The organism is Streptococcus sp. 68, from assembly GCF_013277415.1.
Classification (GTDB): domain Bacteria; phylum Bacillota; class Bacilli; order Lactobacillales; family Streptococcaceae; genus Streptococcus.
This window is the reverse complement of sequence record NZ_VMMX01000010.1, coordinates 79806-102468: the sequence shown is the minus strand read 5'-3', so window position 1 is coordinate 102468 and position 22663 is coordinate 79806. Positions and strand designations below refer to the sequence as shown.

General features: G+C 38.4%; 22 protein-coding genes and 3 pseudogenes. 6 read left to right on the top strand and 19 right to left on the bottom strand.

Translation table 11 applies throughout. From position 1 onward, the window contains the following. Nucleotides 1-122: 122 nt before the first annotated feature. Nucleotides 123-1550 (bottom strand): helix-turn-helix domain-containing protein, encoded by a 1428-nt coding sequence (locus HT720_RS05340; protein ID WP_049511830.1) that lies wholly within the window; start codon nucleotides 1548-1550, stop codon nucleotides 123-125. Between the two features lie 164 nt (nucleotides 1551-1714). Between HT720_RS05340 and hslO the strand changes: the two genes are divergently transcribed. From hslO to HT720_RS05325, 3 genes are read left to right on the top strand one after another with little or no spacing between them, the layout of a single operon-like run. Further along, nucleotides 1715-2587 (top strand): Hsp33 family molecular chaperone HslO, encoded by an 873-nt coding sequence (gene hslO, locus HT720_RS05335; protein ID WP_000357854.1) that lies wholly within the window; start codon nucleotides 1715-1717, stop codon nucleotides 2585-2587. Beyond that, nucleotides 2574-3554 carry a tRNA dihydrouridine synthase DusB gene (gene dusB / locus HT720_RS05330; RefSeq protein WP_020902632.1) on the top strand — a complete coding sequence of 327 codons (981 nt, stop codon included), beginning with the start codon at nucleotides 2574-2576 and terminating at the stop codon, nucleotides 3552-3554. Before hslO ends, dusB begins: the two co-directional genes overlap by 14 nt. 1 nt (nucleotide 3555) lies before the next feature. Further along, entirely contained in the window at nucleotides 3556-4107 is a 552-nt protein-coding gene (locus HT720_RS05325; RefSeq protein WP_172925430.1) for a cysteine hydrolase family protein, read from the top strand. Between the two features lie 165 nt (nucleotides 4108-4272). Here the strand turns inward: HT720_RS05325 and HT720_RS05320 are convergent, their stop codons facing one another. The 5 genes from HT720_RS05320 to HT720_RS05300 form a co-directional block, all read right to left on the bottom strand. Next, nucleotides 4273-5046: an NUDIX hydrolase gene (locus HT720_RS05320; protein ID WP_173249771.1), complete on the bottom strand. Its 774-nt coding sequence runs from the start codon at nucleotides 5044-5046 to the stop codon at nucleotides 4273-4275. A gap of 1 nt (nucleotide 5047) precedes the next feature. Beyond that, nucleotides 5048-5827 carry a nicotinamide riboside transporter PnuC gene (pnuC, locus tag HT720_RS05315; protein WP_173234323.1) on the bottom strand — a complete coding sequence of 260 codons (780 nt, stop codon included), beginning with the start codon at nucleotides 5825-5827 and terminating at the stop codon, nucleotides 5048-5050. Between the two features lie 9 nt (nucleotides 5828-5836). Continuing rightward, nucleotides 5837-6895, bottom strand: coding sequence for an AAA family ATPase (locus HT720_RS05310; RefSeq protein ID WP_173274908.1), 1059 nt, complete (start codon nucleotides 6893-6895; stop codon nucleotides 5837-5839). A 276-nt stretch (nucleotides 6896-7171) separates the two neighbouring features. Beyond that, on the bottom strand, nucleotides 7172-8389 hold the full coding sequence (locus HT720_RS05305) for a tyrosine-type recombinase/integrase (RefSeq protein ID WP_001291557.1): 1218 nt from the start codon (nucleotides 8387-8389) through the stop codon (nucleotides 7172-7174). A gap of 81 nt (nucleotides 8390-8470) precedes the next feature. Beyond that, nucleotides 8471-8674, bottom strand: a complete 204-nt coding sequence (locus tag HT720_RS05300) for an excisionase (protein ID WP_000814511.1) — start codon at nucleotides 8672-8674, stop codon at nucleotides 8471-8473. On the opposite strand from HT720_RS05300, the gene HT720_RS10220 reads away from it, so the two are divergent. Beyond that, nucleotides 8658-8909: a hypothetical protein gene (locus tag HT720_RS10220; RefSeq protein WP_001845478.1), complete on the top strand. Its 252-nt coding sequence runs from the start codon at nucleotides 8658-8660 to the stop codon at nucleotides 8907-8909. The genes HT720_RS05300 and HT720_RS10220 overlap by 17 nt on opposite strands. A 225-nt stretch (nucleotides 8910-9134) precedes the next feature. Here the strand turns inward: HT720_RS10220 and HT720_RS05295 are convergent, their stop codons facing one another. Beyond that, complete coding sequence (locus tag HT720_RS05295; protein WP_000857133.1) at nucleotides 9135-9365, bottom strand: helix-turn-helix domain-containing protein; 231 nt, start codon at nucleotides 9363-9365, stop codon at nucleotides 9135-9137. Further along, nucleotides 9362-9784 carry a sigma-70 family RNA polymerase sigma factor gene (locus HT720_RS05290; protein WP_000804885.1) on the bottom strand — a complete coding sequence of 141 codons (423 nt, stop codon included), beginning with the start codon at nucleotides 9782-9784 and terminating at the stop codon, nucleotides 9362-9364. Before HT720_RS05290 ends, HT720_RS05295 begins: the two co-directional genes overlap by 4 nt. 504 nt (nucleotides 9785-10288) lie before the next feature. Between HT720_RS05290 and HT720_RS05285 the strand changes: the two are divergent. Beyond that, nucleotides 10289-10510 (top strand): annotated as a pseudogene (locus HT720_RS05285) (helix-turn-helix transcriptional regulator); the annotation flags it as partial. Nucleotides 10511-10583: 73 nt separating this feature from the next. Here HT720_RS05285 and HT720_RS05280 read toward each other — a convergent pair. From HT720_RS05280 to HT720_RS10355, 5 genes and pseudogenes are all read right to left on the bottom strand, one after another. Continuing rightward, the gene (locus HT720_RS05280; RefSeq protein ID WP_001240982.1) at nucleotides 10584-13502 is read right to left on the bottom strand and encodes a Tn3 family transposase; all 2919 of its coding nucleotides are present in this window, start codon (nucleotides 13500-13502) and stop codon (nucleotides 10584-10586) included. Between the two features lie 3 nt (nucleotides 13503-13505). Beyond that, nucleotides 13506-14060, bottom strand: coding sequence for a recombinase family protein (locus HT720_RS05275; protein WP_000576156.1), 555 nt, complete (start codon nucleotides 14058-14060; stop codon nucleotides 13506-13508). 354 nt (nucleotides 14061-14414) lie between these two features. After that, the gene (erm(B), locus tag HT720_RS05270; protein WP_001038790.1) at nucleotides 14415-15152 is read right to left on the bottom strand and encodes a 23S rRNA (adenine(2058)-N(6))-methyltransferase Erm(B); all 738 of its coding nucleotides are present in this window, start codon (nucleotides 15150-15152) and stop codon (nucleotides 14415-14417) included. A gap of 124 nt (nucleotides 15153-15276) precedes the next feature. Then, nucleotides 15277-15360 (bottom strand): 23S rRNA methyltransferase attenuation leader peptide, encoded by an 84-nt coding sequence (locus tag HT720_RS05265; protein ID WP_001814874.1) that lies wholly within the window; start codon nucleotides 15358-15360, stop codon nucleotides 15277-15279. A gap of 48 nt (nucleotides 15361-15408) precedes the next feature. After that, nucleotides 15409-15492: pseudogene (locus HT720_RS10355) on the bottom strand (MLS leader peptide); the annotation flags it as partial. A gap of 283 nt (nucleotides 15493-15775) precedes the next feature. On the opposite strand from HT720_RS10355, the pseudogene HT720_RS05260 reads away from it, so the two are divergent. Beyond that, nucleotides 15776-15913 (top strand): annotated as a pseudogene (locus HT720_RS05260) (XRE family transcriptional regulator); the annotation flags it as partial. A 59-nt stretch (nucleotides 15914-15972) separates the two neighbouring features. Here HT720_RS05260 and HT720_RS05255 read toward each other — a convergent pair. The 6 genes from HT720_RS05255 to HT720_RS05230 all read right to left on the bottom strand — a co-directional run bounded on the left by HT720_RS05255 (nucleotide 15973) and on the right by HT720_RS05230 (nucleotide 22662). After that, the gene (locus HT720_RS05255) at nucleotides 15973-16140 is read right to left on the bottom strand and encodes a cysteine-rich KTR domain-containing protein (RefSeq protein WP_000336323.1); all 168 of its coding nucleotides are present in this window, start codon (nucleotides 16138-16140) and stop codon (nucleotides 15973-15975) included. Nucleotides 16141-16258: 118 nt separating this feature from the next. Next, entirely contained in the window at nucleotides 16259-18178 is a 1920-nt protein-coding gene (gene tet(M) / locus HT720_RS05250) for a tetracycline resistance ribosomal protection protein Tet(M) (RefSeq protein WP_173274907.1), read from the bottom strand. Between the two features lie 15 nt (nucleotides 18179-18193). Further along, on the bottom strand, nucleotides 18194-18310 hold the full coding sequence (locus HT720_RS05245) for a tetracycline resistance determinant leader peptide (RefSeq protein ID WP_001814923.1): 117 nt from the start codon (nucleotides 18308-18310) through the stop codon (nucleotides 18194-18196). 244 nt (nucleotides 18311-18554) lie between these two features. After that, the gene (locus HT720_RS05240; RefSeq protein ID WP_001224320.1) at nucleotides 18555-19490 is read right to left on the bottom strand and encodes a conjugal transfer protein; all 936 of its coding nucleotides are present in this window, start codon (nucleotides 19488-19490) and stop codon (nucleotides 18555-18557) included. Next, nucleotides 19487-20488 (bottom strand): bifunctional lysozyme/C40 family peptidase, encoded by a 1002-nt coding sequence (locus HT720_RS05235; protein ID WP_000769868.1) that lies wholly within the window; start codon nucleotides 20486-20488, stop codon nucleotides 19487-19489. Before HT720_RS05235 ends, HT720_RS05240 begins: the two co-directional genes overlap by 4 nt. Beyond that, on the bottom strand, nucleotides 20485-22662 hold the full coding sequence (locus HT720_RS05230) for a membrane protein (RefSeq protein WP_000804748.1): 2178 nt from the start codon (nucleotides 22660-22662) through the stop codon (nucleotides 20485-20487). The genes HT720_RS05235 and HT720_RS05230 overlap by 4 nt, the downstream gene beginning before the upstream one ends. Nucleotide 22663: the final 1 nt, after the last annotated feature.

Below are 22663 nucleotides of genomic sequence, written 5' to 3'. Positions count from 1 at the left end.
TCTTTACACTAACTAGTATACAAAATGAAGCGCTTTCTTGTTCATCAACTTTTTTTAATTTTTTAAAAAATGTGAGTAGATTGTGTGAATTTCACAAAAAAGACCTGGAACAACCAAGCCTTTTAAGTGAATAATAACTGACGAATCCCTGCCAAATCTTCCATATCCAAGTCGTTTTTTAAATAATAGACTGGGGTCTGTTCTTTCTTATGAATGGGGTTATTGGTAACCAGTAAATCATAATGCCGAGTTCGGTCATAGGCCTCAATGGTAATAAAACGGTTGTATTCCAAATACCGTTTCAAAATGGCTGCCATCCTTGAAAAGACAAGAAAACCAGATGTCAAATCCAGACCAATCCGCATATGCTGGCCACCGTTTTCAGCCATATATTCGATTAACTGGAGCCATTCCCAGAAAATTTTCTTATCTAAGTCTGTCCCCTGATGAAAAGCAGGTAGAGCATGAAAAATCTCTTCTGCTGTCTCTTTAAAATCATGTTCCATCAGCAAATAGGGATGACGATTCTCCAACTGGTACTTGTAGCGATCCTGTAAAATATAGCCCTTATAGAGATAGACTTGAGCACAAAGCTGACTGAGTTCATAGGTGACATGGTCCTCTGTATAACCGCCCAGCAACTCCTCCTTTTTCATTTCTTGAATCAATTGCGTCAGTAAATCTACCAACTGCCCTCCAAAACCAAGGATATACTCCATAGTATGAAGAGGAAGAATACGATGAGATAGGAGGAAAGAGAAGAAAATCATCATCTCACCATCCTCAGTCCCCAAAGGAATGTGTTGCCCAGCAAAAAAGGACGGAGCCTTTCTCAGCAAACGAAGGTAGAAAATATTGTCAAAATACCCTCGCATTTTCTCTTCTATGACTTGAAACTGACAGGCATTGACACGGAGACGTTGTTGACTGATATGAGCCCAGAGAACCAAGTCCAATTTCTGCCCCAAAGACAAACTCGCACCGCAGATTTCTTCTAAACTAGCAATTTCCTGCTTTCTCTCTGGTTTCTGCATGTGACCTTCCCACTCCTGACTCGACCAGACCTTGCGGAAAAGACAGAAATAGAAATAGCGAATCTGATGCTCTGGACCTCGCCAACGTCCATTTTGGATAGATAAGTCAAATTCTGACAAAATCTGATTTAAACTAGCCAAGTGGCGACCAAGCGTAGCCTCACTAATCATCAATTCTTGAACCAGCTGATGGGCTAAAAACTGTTGGTGGTAGAGAAGATAAACCAAAATCTGGTATTTAACAGCATTCTCCAAAAACAAGCTCCGAATATCTCTCCCCTTGGTAGCTGCACCGATCGATAGACGCAGATTTTCATCTTCTAAGTGAATAGTCAGCTCTAAGCCACTATCCAAAGCCTTGTCATTGAGTAGGGTGACATATTTGGTTAGGGTTGCTTTTGAAAATCCTGTTTCCTCCATTACAGCCTTGACGGTCGTCTGAGACTCTTGTAATAGAAAGGAAAGGATTGAAAATTGGCCAGATTCGGCCTTTTCCATCAAATCTCCTAAATACATTTGTTACCCCTTTCATTTTCTACCTTAAGCATAGCATAAATCTTACAAATGCTGAAATAATCTGTTTCTCTTTTTATTTTCATGCTGATTTCATGGTCCATTATCCTAAAAATCAGCAAACACACGGCTCCCCCTTTGGGCATTTTTATGCTAAAATAGTAGCTATGGATAAAATTATTAAAACAATATCAGAAAGCGGAGCCTTTCGTGCTTTTGTCCTTGACAGCACAGAAACCGTCCGCACTGCTCAAGAAAAACACCAAACCCAAGCTAGCTCAACTGTAGCGCTTGGTCGAACTCTTATCGCTAGCCAGATTCTCGCAGCCAATGAAAAAGGAAATACCAAACTAACAGTAAAGGTACTGGGCTCTAGCTCTCTAGGTGCTATCATCACCGTCGCTGATACCAAGGGGAATGTCAAAGGTTACGTTCAAAATCCTGGTGTTGACATCAAAAAGACCGCAACTGGTGAAGTTCTAGTCGGACCTTTTGTTGGAAATGGTCAATTCCTCGTTATCACAGACTACGGTACTGGAAATCCTTACAACTCTATGACTCCCCTCATTTCTGGGGAAATCGGTGAAGACCTTGCCTTTTACCTGACTGAAAGCCAACAAACCCCTTCTGCAGTCGGCCTCAATGTCCTTTTGGACGAAGAAGACAAGGTCAAGGTTGCTGGTGGTTTCCTAGTTCAAGTCTTGCCGGGAGCCAAGGAAGAAGAGATTGCTCGCTTTGAAAAACGCATCCAAGAAATGCCAGCTATCTCAACCCTTCTGGAAAGTGAAGACCATATCGAAGCCCTCCTCAAGGCTATCTACGGTGACGAGGCCTACAAGCGTCTTTCTGAAGAAGAAATCCGTTTCCAATGTGACTGTAGCCATGAACGCTTTATGAACGCTCTTGCTAGCCTTCCAAGCTCAGACTTACAGGAAATGAAAGAGGAAGACCACGGGGCAGAAATCACTTGTCAATTCTGCCAAACTACCTATAACTTTGATGAAAACGACCTGGAGGAACTCATTCGTGACAAATCTTAATACACCTTTTATGATTGGCAATGTTGAGATTCCCAATCGTACCGTTTTAGCACCCATGGCTGGTGTCACCAACTCAGCCTTTCGCACTATCGCAAAAGAGCTCGGAGCTGGACTCGTTGTAATGGAAATGGTCTCTGACAAGGGAATCCAATACAACAATGAAAAAACCCTGCACATGCTTCATATCGATGAAGGCGAAAACCCAGTCTCTATCCAACTTTTTGGTAGCGATGAAGACAGCCTAGCACGCGCAGCAGAATTCATCCAAGAAAACACCAAGACCGATATTGTGGATATCAACATGGGCTGCCCAGTTAACAAAATCGTGAAGAACGAAGCTGGCGCTATGTGGCTCAAGGATCCAGATAAGATCTACTCTATCATCAACAAGGTTCAATCTGTCCTTGATATCCCCCTTACTGTCAAAATGCGTACCGGATGGGCTGATCCATCTCTGGCAGTAGAAAATGCCCTCGCCGCTGAAGCTGCAGGTGTTTCTGCCCTCGCTATGCATGGCCGTACCCGTGAACAAATGTATACAGGTCATGCAGACCTTGAGACCTTGCACAACGTAGCTCAAGCTTTGACCAAGATTCCATTTATCGCCAACGGTGACATCCGTACAGTTCAAGAAGCCAAACAACGTATCGAAGAAGTCGGTGCTGACGCAGTCATGATTGGCCGAGCTGCCATGGGAAATCCTTACCTCTTCAACCAAATCAACCATTACTTTGAAACAGGAGAAATCCTACCTGATTTGACCTTTGAAGACAAGATGAAGATCGCCTACGAACACTTGAAACGCTTGATTAACCTCAAAGGAGAAAACGTCGCAGTTCGTGAATTCCGTGGACTCGCTCCTCACTACCTTCGTGGAACATCTGGTGCAGCTAAACTCCGTGGAGCCATTTCACAAGCTAGCACCCTAGCAGAGATTGAAGCCCTCTTGCAATTGGATAAAGCATAAAATGGTTCATACTGCTCTACTGATTATCGATATGCAAAAAGCATTTGATAACCCTATCTGGGGAGAACGGAACAACCCTCAAGCTGAACAACAAGCATTGAGGATACTGGCATACTTTCGTAAACACGCTCTTCCAGTCTTACATGTTCAACACATATCTGACAATCCCCAGTCACAATTTCATAACAAACAAAATCAGGTGTTTAAAAGTGGATTTGAACCAGTTGCTTCAGAACCTGTCTTTCAAAAAACGGTTAATAGCGCCTTTATTGGAACAAATCTTGAAGCCTATTTACGAAAAAATCAGATTTGTCATTTAGTCGTTGTTGGTTTGACCCTGCCTCATTGTGTATCTACTACGACACGAATGGCAGCAAATCTTGGTTTTGAAGTCACTTTACTAGCAGATGCTACTGCCAGTTTTACCCTATCTAACAAAAACGGTCAAGTCATCTCTCCTGAGACTATCCATGAGATTAATCTCCTTTCTCTACAAGATGAGTTTGCTCAAATTCTTACTACAGAAGAATTTTTAACCCAAGTACAAGTATAAAATAAGAGTCTGGGACAAAAGTCTAGCCTTAAATATAAAAAGCGAACAAAACGAGTTATCTGACACTCAGAATTCTGTCTTGTTCGCTTTTTTGTCTAATCTATCGATTTTTAAAATTTATAATAAAGAATTCCTAAAATCAAAATCTTTTTGTCCCAGACTCTTTTATTTCAATCGATAGGTTTTTCTTGGTTTCTTTTTAGGTACTCGTTTGAGTCCGACTTCTTCTACATATTCTCCATATTTTACGAGAAAGTTATTGCTGACGATTGGACGACCGGGGTTGATAAGATTGACCAGTTCAGTCCCTTCGTATACAGTGAACTCCTCCTCTAGCAGATAAAGGAAGGTCGGATTCCAGTCAAGTCGACCTTGGATTCGTTTGATGGATTCTTGGATAATGGCATAATGGTCAAAAGCGAAGGCTTGCTCCTCCAACTCTACTCCCTCTAAGAAGCACTTGCCCGTCTGAAAATCGACATCTACGAAAACGACATCCTTGGCATCGTCTCCTGCTTGAACAAGTTCTAATGCACGACTAGGCAAATAAACCAAGTGGGCAATGGTCACTGTCCAGCCCCGTGGGTCACGGCCGGGAGTCGATACGGTCATCAATTGCTCGATTTTTTCCAAAGGAAGATCGAGATTGACTTCTTCTCTCACCTCACGCTGACAGGCATGCGCAGCGTCTTCGCCCTTGTCCATAAATCCTCCAACCAGAGCCAAACAATTTTGATAAGGGTGAGCCTTGCGTCGAATTAATAAGAGCTTGATCTTTCCTTCGACAAAGCAGTAGGCTACCATATCCACCGTCACACTTGGTTTTTCGTATTGAGGGAGTTCCTGCTTGTAGTACCAATCTAAAAACTCTTCCTGACTGGCATGGATTTCAAAATATTCTCTCTCTGTCATCCCAGCTGGAATCATCGTGTCCGCCATTTTATGCCTCCTTACGAACTGCCTTGGTCCATTGGTACCAACCTACTAGACTATTGAGAGTGTAAACCCAGTACATCCCTTGGATATGGATCTTTTCACCCCACCAGAGATAGATACTAAAGAGATTGGTTGCAATCCAGAAAATCCATTGCTCACGGTAAAGACGTGTCATCAAGAGCTGACCAACACCATTGGTCGCATCGGTAACACTATCACAGAAAGGGCGAGCACTATGGATACTTTGGTAAGCTAAGCCCATACCAATCCAAATGATAGCAGTCAAGGCTAAGTACTTGAGCCAGTCAAGCACAGATAATTTCTTGGCTTCAAAGTGAGATTCTTCTGCTTTTCCTTGGTCATTAATACGGTTGGACAGCCAAGCATAGAGGCCAATCGGCTGCATGACAAAGAAGTAAACTGTCGTCAAAACTTCGCCATAAAAAGTCGCATTCATGGCCAAAACCAAATAGATAGCAGAGTTAATGGCCCCAAAGAGATAATTGCTTGCACGCCCTTCTGCTACCAAGATAACACAGACAATCCCAGTCCAAGATGCAAACAAGCTCATCCAGTCATGACTTTCTGTATTTTGCGTGAATTCCAAGATCAAGGGAACACTTGACAGGACGATGAGATACAACCACTGGAAAAGACTACGGCCGACAAAGAGATCTTTCCAGAGCAAGTGCATGATTCCTGCAAAACCAATCTTGCGGGCTTCCGCATGGACATTTTTAAAGTTTTCGATAAATTGTGTGATTTTTTCAGTTAGTTTTTTCATAATTTTCTCCTAATCTGCTTGATAAATGGCATCAATAGCCTCTTTTGCAGTTTCATAATTTCCTAGATAATCCTCTGCTAGATAAACTAGTGGAATATTTGCTAAGTAGCGCTCCCTCATCTGATCCAAATGCTGGGAAAAACTATGACGAATATGGTCTTCTGCTATAGTCATATCTCTAAATCCGTCATTGACATAGGAGCCGACAGGCTGCACAAAGAGAATCAAGTCCCATTTCTCCTTAGCCAATATCGAGACAAAGAGATTATCAAAAGTCTCTCCCGATAAGTCCCCTTGATCCTCAGTCTCCATGTAATAATCATAGTAGCCCTTGGTTACTAAGGAGTTGGTGTCTGCTACCACCAGTCCCCTATTGGCATTACTGTCAATTAACTTAGAGGTCTGGTCATACTGCCCCAACAGGATATAATAGTAATCTTTTGGAGTCAATTCATCGTCGCGGACATTGTTTTTGATCTGGTATTCACGCGCGTATTCCAGACTAACGGGTGCATCGTAATACCTAGCCAAATCCTTGGCCAAAGTTGTCTTCCCATTGCTAGCACTTCCCATAATCAACACTTTCTTTGTAAACTGACGTCGGAAGGGTTGAGCAATATATTTCCAATATTTGCTTGGATTTTCTCGAATCATAGTCGCTGAGATACCAAACTTTCTTTCTTGCAAGACAGTCTCAAAGCCACGATTAGACAATTCTTGCTGGTAGTCTGCTTCTCCCACAAAGAAAATTAGTTCTTGCTGGTTTTTATCATAGGAAATCTCCGCTAACATTTGGTCCAACCACTCCTGCCAACCCATAGGGTAACGAGGAAGATTGATTTCATCTAACTTGCAGACAGAGGTCAACTCGTCATCACGAAAGGCCTCTCGGATATAGCGAAATCTTTTTTGAAGCGTTAAGCCTACCTGTTCCCCTCTGTCTCCCTCATAGCCTGAAACGACAACCCAAACCTGGTCACACTGCCGCTTTGCACACTGGATCAGATCGATATGCCCTTGATGAAGCGGAGCAAAGGTTCCAAATACCACTGCTGTTTTCTTTTTCATAAATGCATTGCCTTTTTATAATTTTCGATATTTTCATTGTCTATGTTTTTATTATAAACTATATTTTTATTTCGTCAATAGATTTTTATTATTTTTATACTTAAACAAAGTATAAATTTCTAATTATCTTTTTATATTTTCTTAAATGCTCGTAAAGCCTTATTCTATGTGCTTTCGAGTATTTTTACTGTAGGAAGATACTTCACGTTTCTTTGCATATTTCCTCATGTCTTAGCTGTCAGAAGTGGTAAATAAGTAGTAAATTCATTTGTACTACTAAGCAACAAGACGCTCCTGTTGCTTCTCTTTATTCAAGCGTTTCATTTCTGCCATTGCAGAATCGAATGTTGCATGTGCGTAATAGTTCAGCGTCATGGCTATATTAGCATGTCCCATAATGTACTGTAATGCCTTTGGATTCATTCCTGCATTTGCATAGTTGGTACAGAATGTATGTCGCAAACTATGTGGAGTGATGTGTGGCAATTTATCCTCGTTATACTTATTGTATTTCTTAACAAGACCTTTCATCATGCCGTTGTAATCACTTGCCACTTTTGGATAGTTCTTTCTATTAAGAAAGAGGAAATCACTATATCCATCAATCTCAACACGCTTATCATTCTTTCGATTCGCTAACACTCGCTTAAATGCTTGATAGGCTTCTTCAACCATAGGAACTTGACGTTCGCCACTTTTGGTCTTTGGTGTTTCAATGTAGTACCCAATTTCAGTATCTCTCAATAGCTGATGGTCTATATTGACAAGACGATTCTCAAAATCTAAATCTGGAAGTGTCAAACCACCAAACTCTGAAATACGAAGACCTGTTTTTAAGAGTATCAGAATTTCATCATAATTTTTGCTGTAGGTTTTATCAGCTTTTGCAAAGGCTAACAGTTTTTCTTCCTGTTCTTCTGTTAGTACGGTCTTAGGGACAGTATCATCATCAAGAACTGCTTTCAGTTGAAAGTCAAATGGATTCTTCCGAACACAATCATCTTGTATAGCAATATAGAATGAAGCCTTTAAAGAACGTTTGTAGTTATTGATGGTTTGATAAGCATAACCATTTTCACTCATTCTAATAGCCCATTCTTTAGCGTCTGATGGCTTAATACTGTCAATACTTCTTACACCTAACTTGTCTTTCTTCAAAATATCCATAAGATATTTGCGTCCAGTTTCAGTGTTTTTTCTAACCTTTGGTCTTTGAGCGTTCTGTTTTGCGTAAAGCTGGCAGAGTGTCATTTTCTTTCCTACAACATCAATACCATCATGAATGTCTTTCTGTAACTCTGCGATTTTCTCTCTAAGTGAGATACAATCACGCTTTCCTGCTGGTACTAGGTCTGTAGCCACAAGTTTCCACGAGTAAACAAATTGCGGTTCTCCAAATGAATCTATATATTTGTATAAGTATCTTCCGTCTTTTCGTTGGCTCTCTCCAGTCTTTAAGATTCGACCTTTATTGTCACGTCTTTTTTCTGACATGGCATTTGCTCCTTTCCTTTATGGAAAGAGCCTTGATACGACTTAATACTATTTTATCATATACAAGACCCTTTGGCGACGCTAGATTGCGTCCAATGTATCTATAATTTTTTCAAATTGTTTTCGTTTAATCTGAATACGATTGCCATTCATAATCAGCCAATTTGCATTTTTATTTTCCTCTGCCAAGCGTCGTAGCTTGTTTTCGCCAATACGAAAATATTTTGACGCTTCTTCAATGGTTAGGGTATAACGTTCCCAAATAGGAATGTCAGTCTGCTTCATAAAATCCTCCTTTCCAAATCACTTATTTGGATTTCATAAAAGTTGTTTTACCAGCAATCGAACAGCTTTAGCAAAGCTCACGGGAGTTCCACCCCTGCATGGTTCTCATGTAGCCATACTCATTGCCTGCGACGGTTTTATCACGCTCGGACTATTGACTGTATGGGAGTATCATTATCACGATAAGAATGTCGTTGCAGGCAATCCTGCTAAAGATTGCTTCTCGGATCACTAACATGAATCGCTCGCTATCTTTATAAGATAGGTCATGGCGGTTAGTTCCGTTGGCTCTTTTCTTATCGAAACGTATTCGATTACTTTTATTCAGTTTTCAAAGAACAATGGCTCGTTAGCCTATCAAAACACATTGAAAGCTCAATATGCTTTGGTGGAATAACAAACCTCCCTGTTCGGGAAGCGTGGAATGGTTTAGCACGCTTCCACGAAAGGAGAGAGGATATTACTTAATTTCAAATGACAAAATCTTTGTAATCAGTCTGGTTTCCATTCTTCCACGTAAGACTTCATCAACGACCATACTTTGATTGCCATATTCATCTTTCATAAGTCGTAGGGAACGCTTCGTTATGTACCCTCTGTAATGATGTAGAATCTGGTTAATCGCTTCGGTATCGCCATCTGTTGCCTTTACAATGAGAGGAAAGGGAATCATAGGATATTGTGTTTTCATTCTTCAAATTCCTCCATAAACTTTTTAATTAAGGCTAGTCCACTGGTTCTATGCCGATAGACAGTAGAACGGTTCAATTTCAACAGGTCTGCAATTTCTGAATCGCTCATGTCCATAAAGTAAAACAGCAGTAGAATTTCACGTTTCTTGTCTGGCAACTCACGTAATGCTTCACTCAACAAATCATTTTCAACGCCTACTGATAACCCATTGAGTGTAAAAATCTGAAAGTCAGTTGAATAGTTATCTGTTGTCGCAAACTGGCTAACAAGATAATCGCCAACATCCGAAAAGGACACCTCACGCTTTGCAATCCTTGAAAGATAAAGCATATAATTCTTTCGCTCGTCTTCCATAGCACGTTTACAGATATAGTCAAACTGATTTTCTATTGTGGTCTGAAAAGAAGATGGTTTCATGTTTCTCACCCCCTTTCTGTCTAGGAAAGGAAGTGAGCCTTGCTCGTTTATCTCCTTTCACTCTTAGTCCCAATGTGAAAGGGGGATTTGTTGCATTACTGATAAATAAACTTTGTAAAAAAGTTCTGAATAGCCAAAAAAGCATATAAACAGATTTATTTCTCTGTTTACATGCTTCTGTTATTCTATCTATATGATTTATAAAACCACATTGGTGGACGTACTTATCTATTGCAGATAGACGACTTTTTTTGACAAGAACCCAATGTAAGGAAATTTATTGTATATGATGTACTTCATGGCGACGTTGACCTCCAACAAACCGCCATTTGGAAGTAATATACAATATTTTAACAGCGTAAATAGCACTACCATATAACGGTTTTTTTTATTGGCGTTTAGTAGTGCTTTTTATTAAATATAAACCTATAAACCATATAACACGTTTTTCTATACCTGTTTTTAATTCAGTAGGAACAATAAAATGTATAGAGGTGGTCTACTATGCGTAAAAAAGAAGATAAATATGATTTTAGAGCCTTTGGTTTAGCCATTAAAGAAGCTCGATTGAAACGAGGTTTAACTCGTGAACAAGTGGGAGCATTGATTGAAATTGACCCACGGTACTTAACTAATATTGAAAATAAAGGGCAACACCCCAGCATACAAGTTCTTTATGACCTTGTATCGTTACTTCATGTTTCCGTTGATGAATTTTTCTTACCTGGGGTCCCGAGCGCTTAGTGGGAATTTGTATCGATAAGGGGTACAAATTCCCACTAAACCAATGTTTCAAGGCCTATTTATTTTTTATATTCAATTCTCTTAAGTGTTTAGGAATAGATAACAAGTCAAATTTATACTCTCCAAGAAAAGTGATATGCTCCCAATTAATAGGAGATACATGCTTCATATACTTAGTTACTTCGGGATCTATTTTGACGAGATAATTATAAGCTGCTTGTAAGTAGACGGCGTTCCATATACTTATTGCATTTATTAACACATTAAGCGCACTAGCACTTTGAAGTTGTCGGCGAATATCGCGCTCCATAAATTTTCCGCGTCGCCCAAAAAATAGTTCTCTAGCTAAAGCATTAATCGCTTCTGTCTTATTTAGTCCATGAGTGATCCTTCGCCGTAGCTCACTATCTGTAATATAATCTATCATAAAAATGCTCTTTTCAATGCGACCTAGTTCTCTCAGTGCAAGAGCTACTCTATTCTTACGTGCGTATGAGCCTAGCTTTCCTAATAGTAAAGAACTAGATACTTTTCCTGTTTGAATCGAATAGGCGATTCGTTTAATTTCATCATAGTTTTCTTCAATAATTTTTACATTGATTTTTCCGCTTATATCTTCTGATAAGTTAGGGTAGTAGGAAGGTGATTTGATAGAAAATAATTGTGATTTTTTTATATTTCTGATGCGAGGTTCAAAATCAAAGCCTAGTAATGCGGTCATTCCAAACACCTGATCAGAATACCCATTTGTATCAGTAAAATGTTCCTCAATATCTAGATCTGTTTCATGATAAAGTAGGCCATCAAGGGTATGAGTAGCTTCCCTTGTATTAGTTGAAGCAACCTCGATATGATGAGTCGTATGCCTATCATTTATTGATCGAATCATTGTAGCTCCTTTTTCCATACTTTTGTAATGTGGATTAACATCGGATTTTAGAGCTGAGACGCCCACTGGGACGCGCATTCCGTCTGAAGCAGTGGTTTTTCCTTCACCCCAAAAGTCTGCAACAGGAAGCTTTAACTGATAATTAACCAAAACAGATTGAGCACGAGTCAGAGCTTCTTTATAAAAGCGCCATTGTTTGGCATTGGCTAACTGAGAATAAGAAATTCCAGGAGTTGATTGGGCCATTTTTTCAAGACCAATATTCATCCCTAAACCCAGCAAAGCAGCAAAAATAATTTTTCTTTCTTGTTCACTCGGCGGTTTCCCTGTAGAATCATGACTAAATTCTTGTGAAAAGTTGGTCCAACTGTCCACCTCAATTAAAAGATCACTAAGCCTTATCTTAGGAATTATTGAATAAAGTTTTTTTCTATATATTTCTGCTTCGCTAGGTGTAACTTTTTCCAACTTTTTAAGGTTTGCTCTTGAAATTCTCTTATCAACTGTCGAATAAAATTGAAGCTGTAAATCTAAAATTATTTCCCGATCCTTTAAATAGTCCTCAAACGTGTCTGGAATAGTTTCTGAATCAATACAAGCAGATAAATCAACTAAGTAATCATCAATATTTCGATGGATCATACTTCCTTCAACTGAAATATCTCCTGATCGAATATTGTTCTTTAGCTCGGTGAAAGCTACTAACTCATAGTAAGACCGATCTATTTTCCCCTCTTCTGGCCGAACAAGGCTTTTCCATTTTTTACTCACAAAATCAGTAGAAGTATCTGCCGGTATTTTTCTTTTACCACTATTGTGTAAATCAGTTAGTTGAGTTAGGGCCATGAGGACTGGATTTGCTGCCGGAGTTGCTTTGAACGAAAGGGTCCTCAATAACATTGGCGTGTATCTTCGGAGGTAATTAGCTTTATTTCGAACCATTTCTAAATAGCCATGATTTTTATTACCTGTAATTTTTTTAGCTTCTTCTCCATCTTGTACTAAATCTTCCCAAGGCATGATTCGTTCAATTTCGTCAAAAGGATTACTATCATTATCTTTTGCAAAGTGAAGAGCATCAATTAAAGAAGCATAATGTTCCAATTTTTTAGTAGCCAATTTTCCTTTTTCTTTTAACTGTTCTTGTGAATCACGTGTCCCTTTGCGTTTAATACTTGCTAAAATGCGGTCATTAATCTCAATCAGTTGATCGATCAGATATTGATGATGATTGACTAAAAAAGCAATAAGTAAAGAGTATCTTTTTTCAAGCTCAAAACGGGAGAAGTCATATGCATCATAATTTTCCCCTAGTCTAGCTAGCTGAAGAAACCTGTTCCGATTAATATGGGAGACATTAATTGTCCCGAGTCCCATGGAAGCAATCACTTCCACTTTTTTACAAATACTCATAAAGCTTTCTGGATTTGCCTTACCTGGAATGTCTTTTAGCCAAGCGAGTTTAGTTATTTTCGTCTCTTCATAAATTTGAAACAAACTCTCTAGTTTTTCAATTTGTATATCTGTTAATGAACAGAGTAATATTGAAAATAAGTTGTTTTCTGCTTTATCTCGACAGCGGCTTATAATGTCTTCAAGTGTAGCTATAGATGGAAAAATAATTCTTTTTCGAGTTAAGAAATCAATTGTTTTTTTCATTAGATAGATAGAGTCATCATTTTCTAAAGCTAGTTCAATTAAATATTCTATTAACTGTTTTTGTGTATTAGCACTACCGAATCGATGATAGTTGAATACTTCTAAGATCTCGTTGAAGTGATTTGCACGTGTATTTCTATGATCATATGAATTTAAATCAATTGCATCAAGATGGAGCTGTCGACTCACATAAGAAGTTAGTCTGGTTGATTTAATCGGCCAATTACTTAAAGAACACCCAGGATACCGGGCCAAACAAAGTTGTATCGCAAATCCTAGTTTATTGACCTTTCCACGGTGTTGATTAATAACCTCCAGATCATAATCAGAAAAACTAAAATACGCTTTAAAATCCTCTTCTGATAAGTGGTCTACAGAAAGAAGTTGTTCACGCTGTGAAGTAGTTAAAATTCTTTTCATAGCCATATCTTAAGCATTCCTTTTATTGAGGTAACGGTAAAAGGTTGTTTTGCTTAATTTAGAGGCATCAAGAATTTGACGAATAGAATACTCTTTGCTGTCATACATTTTTAAAGCTAAATCAATTGATAGCTTACCTTTACTTGGACGGCCCCCTTTTTTTCCTCGGACTCTGGCTGCCTTAAGACCAGAGTTAGTTCGTTCAATAATAATATCCCGTTCCAGTTCTGCTAAACTAGCCATAACTCGGAAAAAGAATCTTCCCATAGACGTTGAAGTATCTACGTTATCTTGAATAGATATAAAATTGACACTAAGTTCTTCAAATAATTCAGAAAGTTCAATCAAATGTTTAGTTGATCGTGAAATTCGATCTAACTTGTAAATGACAACAGAATCTCCTTCACGTAGTAGGTTGATCATTTCTTCTAATTGCGGTCGGTCTTTTTTCGCACCAGTTACTTTTTCTTGAAATAATTTATCAATTCCATAATGAGTAAGTGCATCAATTTGTAAACTAAGATTTTGATCATCCGTACTCACTCGAGCATAGCCAAAAATCATAAAAAAACCTCCTTAATTTTATAATTTAAATGTACCATAACTCATTAAGTATAACTATATAGGAACTATGAAAAAGGAACGGATTTTGGTACTTGATTTACTTAAAAAACATTTAGAAAAAGCAGGAAAATGAAAAGGTACCATAAACGGTCGTTTATGGTACCATTCAAATTTATCCTTATTGTACAAAATAACAGCGAAATTTTTAAATCTATTCCTTATCGATACAAATTCCCCGTAGGCGCTAGGGACCTCTTTAGCTCCTTGGAAGCTGTCAGTAGTATACCTAATAATTTATCTACATTCCCTTTAGTAACGTGTAACTTTCCAAATTTACAAAAGCGACTCATAGAATTATTTCCTCCCGTTAAATAATAGATAACTATTAAAAATAGACAATACTTGCTCATAAGTAACGGTACTTAAATTGTTTACTTTGGCGTGTTTCATTGCTTGATGAAACTGATTTTTAGTAAACAGTTGACGATATTCTCGATTGACCCATTTTGAAACAAAGTACGTATATAGCTTCCAATATTTATCTGGAACATCTGTGGTATGGCGGGTAAGTTTTATTAAGACACTGTTTACTTTTGGTTTAGGATGAAAGCATTCCGCTGGCAGCTTAAGCAATTGCTGAATCGAGACTTGAGTGTGCAAGAGCAACCCTAGTGTTCGGTGAATATCCAAGGTACGCTTGTAGAATCCTTCTTCAACAATCAGATAGATGTCAGACGCATGGCTTTCAAAAACCACTTTTTTAATAATTTGTGTGCTTAAATGGTAAGGAATATTCCCAACAATTTTATACCTCTGTTTGTTAGGGAATTGAAACTGTAGAATATCTTGGTGAATTAAAGTGACACGAATGTTCAGTTTTAATTTTTCTGACGATAAGTTGAATAGATGACTGTCTAATTCAATAGACGTTACCTGTTTACTTATTTTAGCCAGTTTCGTCGTTAAATGCCCTTTACCTGTTCCAATTTCGTAAACGGTATCGGTTTCTTTTAAATTCAATTGTTTTATTATTTGGTTGAGTACTTTTTCACTCGTTAAAAAGTTTTGAGAATATTTTATATTTTTGTTCATGTAATCACTCCTGAAGTGATTACATCTATAAATAAATACAGAAGTTAAACGATTTGTTTGTAATTTTAGTTATCTGTTTAAAAAGTCATAAGATTAGTCACTGGTAGGAATTAATCTAACGTATTTATTTATCTGCGTAATCACTGTTTTTAGTCTGTTTCAAAACAGTAGATGTTTTATCTACATTACGCATTTGGAATACCAACATGACGAATCCCTCCTTCTTAATTACAAATTTTTAGCATCTAATTTAACTTCAATTCCTATTATACAAAATTTTAAGATAATGCACAATCAACACACTCTTAAGTTTGCTTCTAAGTCTTATTTCCATAACTTTAGGGTTAACCATACGCAAGACCAATCACTCTCGGACAATACTCATGATTTTAATGATAAAATCCATGTTAAACCCATAGATAAGAAATACACCTGCAATAACCGTTACCTGTTTGTGCCAATTTAAAAATGCACCACTTTTTTATAATTAAAACGGTTGAAAACTGTACCACTAATAACTCACAATAGAGAGATGTCACCGTCAAGTTAAATGTACAAAATAACAGCGAAATTTTTAAATCTATTTCTTATCGATACAAATTCCTCGTAGGCGCTCGGGACCCCTACCTGCTAATAACTTGGTAAAAAGCACCCGACGATTACAGATAGAGAAATACATGGATAGCTTTACAGACAAAGAACTATCCTTAATGGAATCTTTAGCCAGCGGTATCAACGAAGCAAGAAACATCGAAGACTAATTAAAAGAATCCATACATAACGGAAAGAGCCGATAAAATGAGATTGTATTAATCTCATTTTATCGGCTCTGCGTCTTTGCGTCTGGCTCTGTAATCACAGTTACTTTGAACTGCTTTATTTCAATTAAATTTTCTTGTCTGCATTTCGGACAATAGAGGGGGAATTTTTTTAATTCAGTATCTTCCCTTATCTTTAATCGTGTTTTATTTCCACATACAGGACACAATATCCACTTGTAGTTTATAATAACTATCTCCTCCTTTACACTTTAATTCAAATCTTTATTAAAAAATATTTCATCTTATTTAACAAGAAACCATATTTATATAACAACATAAAATACACTAAGTTATTTTATTGAACATATATCGTACTTTATCTATCCGACTATTTGGACGACGGGGCTGGCAAACAGGTTCACCGGTAGTAACATGGTACCCTTTTAACTCTGTTAAACAAACACTACGTCCATTTGTAAAGAAAGTTAAATCACTACGATATTCTTGAATACACCGAGCAGGGATTTCTCCACTAAGAATGACCTCATTATTTTTCAATTGAGTGTCTACGATGTTCGCACAATATTTAGGAGCATCGTTGTATGCTCGTGAAAGATATTCCTGTGGCGCATAAATTTTAAAACTAAGATATGGCTCTAACAATTCTGTTCCAGCTTTTTTTAAGACTTGTTCCAATACAATAGGAGCAAGCATCCGAAAATCTGCTGGAGTACTAACAGGGCTATAGTATAAACCGTACTTAAAACAGATTTTACAATCCGTCACATTCCAACCATATAATCCTTGTTCGCAACCATAGCGTATCCCTTCCATAACTGCATTTTGAAATGATTGATTTAAGTATCCAAGAGAAACCGAGCTCTCATACTGCATTCCACTTCCCAACGGAAGCGGTGATACAGATAAACCAATGGAAGCCCAGAAAGGATTTGGCGGCACTTCGATGTGAATGGTATATTCTGCATTTTTTAACGGTCTCTCCATATAAATGACTGTAGGCTCTTTTAGTTCTATCTCCACATGATACTTTTCTTGCAACAGTGCACTAATCACTTCCATTTGTACTTTCCCTAAGAAAGAAAGTATGATTTCATGTGTCGCAGAATCCACATAATATCGCAGAAGCGGGTCACTGTCGGAGATTTCTAAAAGTGCATCAAGTAACATTTCCCTTTGTTGAGGTTTGCTCGGTTCAACAGTCGTTTGCAGCAGAGGGAGGGGATTTTCAATTCTCTCTCTCTGTGGCAATAGCTTTGTATCTCCAAGAACACTATTTAACTTCAAAAACTCATTCTGCAAAATAACAATTTCCCCGGAATAAGCCTTATCGATTTTACATAATTCACCATTTATTGAAGTATACATTTCTGTAATTTTTATTTTTTCCTTTTCCGATATTCTAACCGAATCTCGCAAATGCAGTACGCCACTATAAAGACGTATATATGCAAGACGCTGTCTTTTTTCCGAATACTCAATTTTGAAAACTTTTCCGCAAAGTTCAGACTGACCTCGATGTGTTGATGAATAAAATTTATTAGTAATAACTTCTATAAGGTTATCAATCCCTATATTGTTTTTTGCACTTCCGTGATAAACAGGGAACAGAGAACAATTCTGAAATCTTATGCTTTCCTCTTGTTCGAGTTCTAATGCTTCCAATAATTTACCGGACATATATTTCTCTAAAAGGTCATCGTTTCCCTCTATTACCGTATCCCATTGTTCAGATTCGGTAAAGTTCGTCACACACATATTAGGATACAGTTCTACCTTCTGTTTGATTACAATTTCGGCAGAAAGTTTCTCTTTAATATCCTGATAAACCGTTGATAAATCAATTCCATTTTGGTCAATCTTATTGATAAAAAAGATTGTGGGAATCCCCATTTTCCTAAGTGCATGAAACAATATACGAGTTTGTGCTTGTACGCCATCTTTTGCAGAAATCAGTAGAATTGCCCCATCTAAAACTGATAATGAACGATATACTTCTGCTAAGAAATCCATATGTCCTGGCGTGTCTATGATGTTCACCTTCGTATTTTCCCACTGAAAAGAGGTTATTCCTGTCTGAATTGTAATTCCTCTCTGACGTTCTAAAAGCGTATTATCCGTCCTCGTTGTACCTTTGTCCACGCTTCCTAATTCTGTAATCGCTCCACTGTTATATAATAAGCTTTCTGTTAAGGTAGTTTTTCCTGCATCAACATGAGCTAAAACTCCAATATTAATAATTTTCATGTGATTTTCCTCCATTCAAAAACCCAAAAGGGCATAAAAATCCCAGTGATAAATACTTTTATCACTGGGATTTTTATGCATAACCATAGGCATACAAAGCATACAGATATTCTCCGGATACTTTAGAATCACATGATAAAGGTATTCTTAAACTGGGTACAAAAAACTAAGCCCTCCTAAAAAAGGACATCCAATTATTTGTTCCCACTATCAAATTGACAGTTTATTTAAGAATACCTTGCCGCATATTTATTAACTCCTTTTAAATAGATACTTAAATAATAGCACATAAGAGCATATTTGTAAAGGAATCTCCAATTTTTTATCAAAGAGAGTACGTGATTACAAAATAGCTGTAATAATGTACCAATATTTGTTATTCTATAATCTTCCAATTACTCCCGTTCTTTTCAAGTACCAAATCAAATTGAGATACCTGCGTTGCTTTGGTCTGCTGGTCGATATACTCCACTGTCAGCGATACCGTGACTTGATTATCCTTACGATTGTGAATAGGATTTACCAGTTCTTGAAAGATGTACTCTTTTCCGATTGGTTTTAATATCCCGTCATTCACATAGTAGGAAAGTTCACTGGCTGTCGCTGTAGGATAGAGCTTGAAGAACGTCGTTAAAAACTCATTGATTTCATTGGTTGTAATGGAATCAACCGTCCCCTCACTTTCAATGGCTTTTGGTTTATAACTTGATTTCTTAGGTATGTTGGTAATGGTCGGATTCTTAACCAGTACCATATTTCCAGAACCATCTACATAGACACTCACTATATAAGCAGAGTGGACGGTCTTTGTATTTTCTCCCTCTGTAATGAGCTGGTCTACACTGTAGGTTACATTAAACTCATTGTCGCCAGTTGGCTCTACCGTCCATATCTGAAATCCTCTTACAGAAGACGATACAGGAATATCTTTGCGTACTGTATCAACATTGAGAGCTTGAAGTTCATCTGTCAGATAGCCTTTTAGACTTTCCATTCGATTATCAATGGACTTATCGGATTGCTCCCATGAATAGTAGACTTTCGCAAAGTTCTCTACAAAATTTTCTACATGATGAGTATCAACGTATTCCTTTTCTATGATAGTTGTTTCGTGAATAGTATGAGTATCTATAGCTGTAAAGTGCTTGAATATCGCAAAGCTGAAACTAAGCCCTAAAAGTACCCACAAGGCAATCACAACCTTTTTATGAGGATTGACCTTATAGTAGACACGAGGTTTCTTTTCCTTTGGTATCTGTTTTTCTTTATTCTGATTTTTTCTAAATTTCATCATTAAATCTTCCTTTCTCATTGTTTGATTCGTCCTGCTCCCACTAAATGCTGTTGCCAGTAGGGGCTTGTTAAGTCGGCATAACCGATTGGGTCGCCTGCATGAAACATACGGTTATTGCCAAGGTATATCCCAACATGAGTAATATAAGAGCCAGCGTTATAGGTAGAATGAAAGAAAACCAAATCGCCAGCTTGTGCTTCCGATAGTGGGATATGCTGGGTCACATCATATTGCTGTTGTGCGGTTCGTGGTAAGTTAATTCCAGCTTTTCCATACGTCCATTGTGTCAGTCCGCTACAATCAAAAGAAGTAGTCGGGGAAGCTCCACCGTAAACGTATCGCCAGCCCTCATATTTCAGTGCTTCGTCCATGATGGCTTGTACCGTATCATCATCAAACTCTGTTGTGACAAGATACTGCGTTACCAGTTGCACATAAAACATATTGCCATAGTTGTATCGCCAGCCCCCATTGATAGGTATGGCTATGGGATTGGGGTAAGACACTTTTTCGCCACCTGAATACTCTTTTGAGAAACTTTGAGCCAGTTCAAAGGTATATTTATTTCCACGATTAGCCACATACCCTAAGAAACCACCACCATAATTGTAGGACTGGATAACCGATTCTAAATCTACACTGAGCCTTTCGCTACTGGCTAATAATTCACTGAAATACTTCACACCTTGCTTAATGGATTCTTCTGTACTCAATGAATTAGGTGGAAGACCGAGGGATTCCGAGGACTGCATAACATCTTCCGCAGTACCGCCCGATTCCACCTGTATAATCGCAAGAAGTATGTTGACATATTCTTCAACGCCATATTCTTTGGCATATTTTTCTACCATAGGCTTATGAGCCAGCACTTCTGCGGAAACATTCACACCTCCATAATGAATATTGGAAATTCCGCTGTCCTGTTCATCTGAAAATAAAATGGCAACAAACAGAAGCAGTGAGAAGACCATCAAGAATAATCCAGAACCACCAATCACTAAAGTTTTCAACTTCATGGTTTCTTACCGACTTTCTTAATGGTAGCGGTTTTGATTGGTGGTCTACTTCTTGTATTTTGTAGTGGTACTCTTTGAACAGTAGACGGACGTTCTTTTGTGATTGGACGTTGTGAAGTTCTATCTGCTGTAGTGGTTGAAGTTGCTGGCTTTTGAACGGTTTTTTCTTGAACGGTATTGCCTTGGCGTTCCACTTTTGGACTTGAAAAATCGGACTTAACTGCTGGACGCTCTTGTTTGGCTTGTTGAGATTCCTTATATGAAGTCTGAATATTAGACTGTTTTGAGGTCTGTTCATCATGATATTGTTCTTGTCTTGTAGTCGGTCTTTCATGAACAGAAGAAGCAGGCTGTTTTTTCTGTTTGACCTGTTCCATTTCAGAGCGACGCTTCGCAATGGTTTTTCGCCTTTGTTCCTGCTGTTCCTTGCGTCCACTGGCTCTGTCCGCTTTGGTTTGAGAAATACTACTGGTTAAATCACGGACATTCTCTTTTACTTTGGATTTTCCTTGATATACTGCATATCTTGCATTGGTCGGCAAATCTTTAACCTGTTCTTTCAAACCACTAGCAGTGTCTACCATTCTGTCTTTGGTATCAGCTACTGTACCGATGGTTTGACCGATACGTTTTCCAAGTGTTGATTTTTCCTTTCCGTCTGGTCGGGAGTGATCTGCTTGTGTCCTTGCAGAACTCCCCGAACCCGACTGTCCTTTTTTACCTGTAACAATGGCAGACCCAGCCCCTAGAGTAGTCATGGAACGTCCAAGTTTCCGCTGTAGACGGTGCATGTGAGCGTGCATAAGCATACGAGGTTTTCTCATCACACGACTTCCCACACTTTGAGAATCGTTACTCTGTAGAGAAAACATACTCATTAAATCGCCCAGCTTGAAGTAGATTCCTGCAAAGGTCACAATCTGTAGAAAAGCAATCAAAAAGAACGGATAACCAGCCGATAAGGTATAGAGCATGGTTGAAATACTAAATGCTGTCGTAATAATCAATGTGATTCCAGCTCGTGTCAAAATGGTATTAAAGAGCTTTGTTATGGCTCGTTTTGACATACCATCAAATGATGGAATCATGCTTAAAATAAAGCTCACAGGCAGAAACATAGCATAGATGATAAAAAGTACCTGCGAGAAAATCATGATTCCTGTTAATAGGAATACAAATATGGAAATCCCAATATTGAAGACAAATAGGAAGAAGACTGTACCTAAACGGTTAATGGTCTTTGTAATGGTTAGATTGGTATTGCTTCTGTCTTCAATTTCTTCCGCAACAATTTTTTCTCTGTCTTCGCCATTGTTGGAATCTGGGCTGGTGGAGAGCAGGCTTTCCACACGGTCAATACCGATACTTTCAATGTCTGAACTGTTGTATTGAAGCAGTAGCCACGGTTGCTGAACCTGTATGGAAAACAGGCTATCTCTGATTAAGTCCACGCTGTCCTTGCCTTGACTATCGGAATGGGGCATGACAATCTTCGTGCCAAGTGATAAACTGGCATTACTGATGTCTGATGAAAAGTCATTGATTTTTTTAATGTAGTCGGGAGCGTAGGCAATAAAGGAAGCCGATAGGATAAACACCAGCACAAAATTCATAATGGCATGAATTGCCTTTGTGGTTTCTCTCTTTATCAGTCCCGTATAGGCAACATAAACCCCAAGAACCAAAATCAAGAGTAAGAGGAATCCAACATAGAAACCCTCTGTTGAAAATCCGTTTGCACTCACACCAGCTAAGGTCTGCATATTCTTACCAATGGAATCTGCTGTAGCGGAAATGAAGTCTAAGGAATAGGCTTCCTGTACTAAGTAACCTGTCGCATTGGAAACATACAAACTGATTGTCCAAATAAAATTGGTAATGGCATATAGTCCATACATGACCTGTTTTCCAATCCCGTCCGACCAGTTCCACGGAAGCCAGCCCCAGCTATTATCCACATAAAAATCCAGTTGATAGTTTTCAAGTGGGTATCGGCTGTATTCATTTGCCACATTGACCGTATCATCTACCAAGCCCGCAGCTTGAACCACCGTTCCCAGCATGGCTAAAAGAAAAATGGCAATCACAAGTGTGAAAGCCACTGTCATTGCCACTTTACCTAGACGTTTCAGCGTCCAGTTTGATTTTATTCTGTTTACTATTGATGGTTTCACA

Coding starts and splice junctions, on each gene's coding strand:
- HT720_RS05300 (WP_000814511.1), bottom strand. CDS start 8,674: ATGAAGCAGACTGACATTCCTATTTGGGAACGTTATACCCTAACCATT.
- HT720_RS05290 (WP_000804885.1), bottom strand. CDS start 9,784: ATGAAACCATCTTCTTTTCAGACCACAATAGAAAATCAGTTTGACTAT.
- HT720_RS10220 (WP_001845478.1), top strand. CDS start 8,658: ATGTCAGTCTGCTTCATAAAATCCTCCTTTCCAAATCACTTATTTGGA.
- HT720_RS05295 (WP_000857133.1), bottom strand. CDS start 9,365: ATGAAAACACAATATCCTATGATTCCCTTTCCTCTCATTGTAAAGGCA.
- HT720_RS05275 (WP_000576156.1), bottom strand. CDS start 14,060: ATGATTTTTGGCTATGCTCGAGTGAGTACGGATGATCAAAATCTTAGT.
- hslO (WP_000357854.1), top strand. CDS start 1,715: ATGGATAAAATTATTAAAACAATATCAGAAAGCGGAGCCTTTCGTGCT.
- HT720_RS05320 (WP_173249771.1), bottom strand. CDS start 5,046: ATGGCGGACACGATGATTCCAGCTGGGATGACAGAGAGAGAATATTTT.
- pnuC (WP_173234323.1), bottom strand. CDS start 5,827: ATGAAAAAACTAACTGAAAAAATCACACAATTTATCGAAAACTTTAAA.
- HT720_RS05310 (WP_173274908.1), bottom strand. CDS start 6,895: ATGAAAAAGAAAACAGCAGTGGTATTTGGAACCTTTGCTCCGCTTCAT.
- HT720_RS05280 (WP_001240982.1), bottom strand. CDS start 13,502: ATGGCTATGAAAAGAATTTTAACTACTTCACAGCGTGAACAACTTCTT.
- HT720_RS05265 (WP_001814874.1), bottom strand. CDS start 15,360: ATGTTGGTATTCCAAATGCGTAATGTAGATAAAACATCTACTGTTTTG.
- HT720_RS05235 (WP_000769868.1), bottom strand. CDS start 20,488: ATGAAGTTGAAAACTTTAGTGATTGGTGGTTCTGGATTATTCTTGATG.
- HT720_RS05240 (WP_001224320.1), bottom strand. CDS start 19,490: ATGAGAAAGGAAGATTTAATGATGAAATTTAGAAAAAATCAGAATAAA.
- HT720_RS05325 (WP_172925430.1), top strand. CDS start 3,556: ATGGTTCATACTGCTCTACTGATTATCGATATGCAAAAAGCATTTGAT.
- HT720_RS05305 (WP_001291557.1), bottom strand. CDS start 8,389: ATGTCAGAAAAAAGACGTGACAATAAAGGTCGAATCTTAAAGACTGGA.
- HT720_RS05340 (WP_049511830.1), bottom strand. CDS start 1,550: ATGTATTTAGGAGATTTGATGGAAAAGGCCGAATCTGGCCAATTTTCA.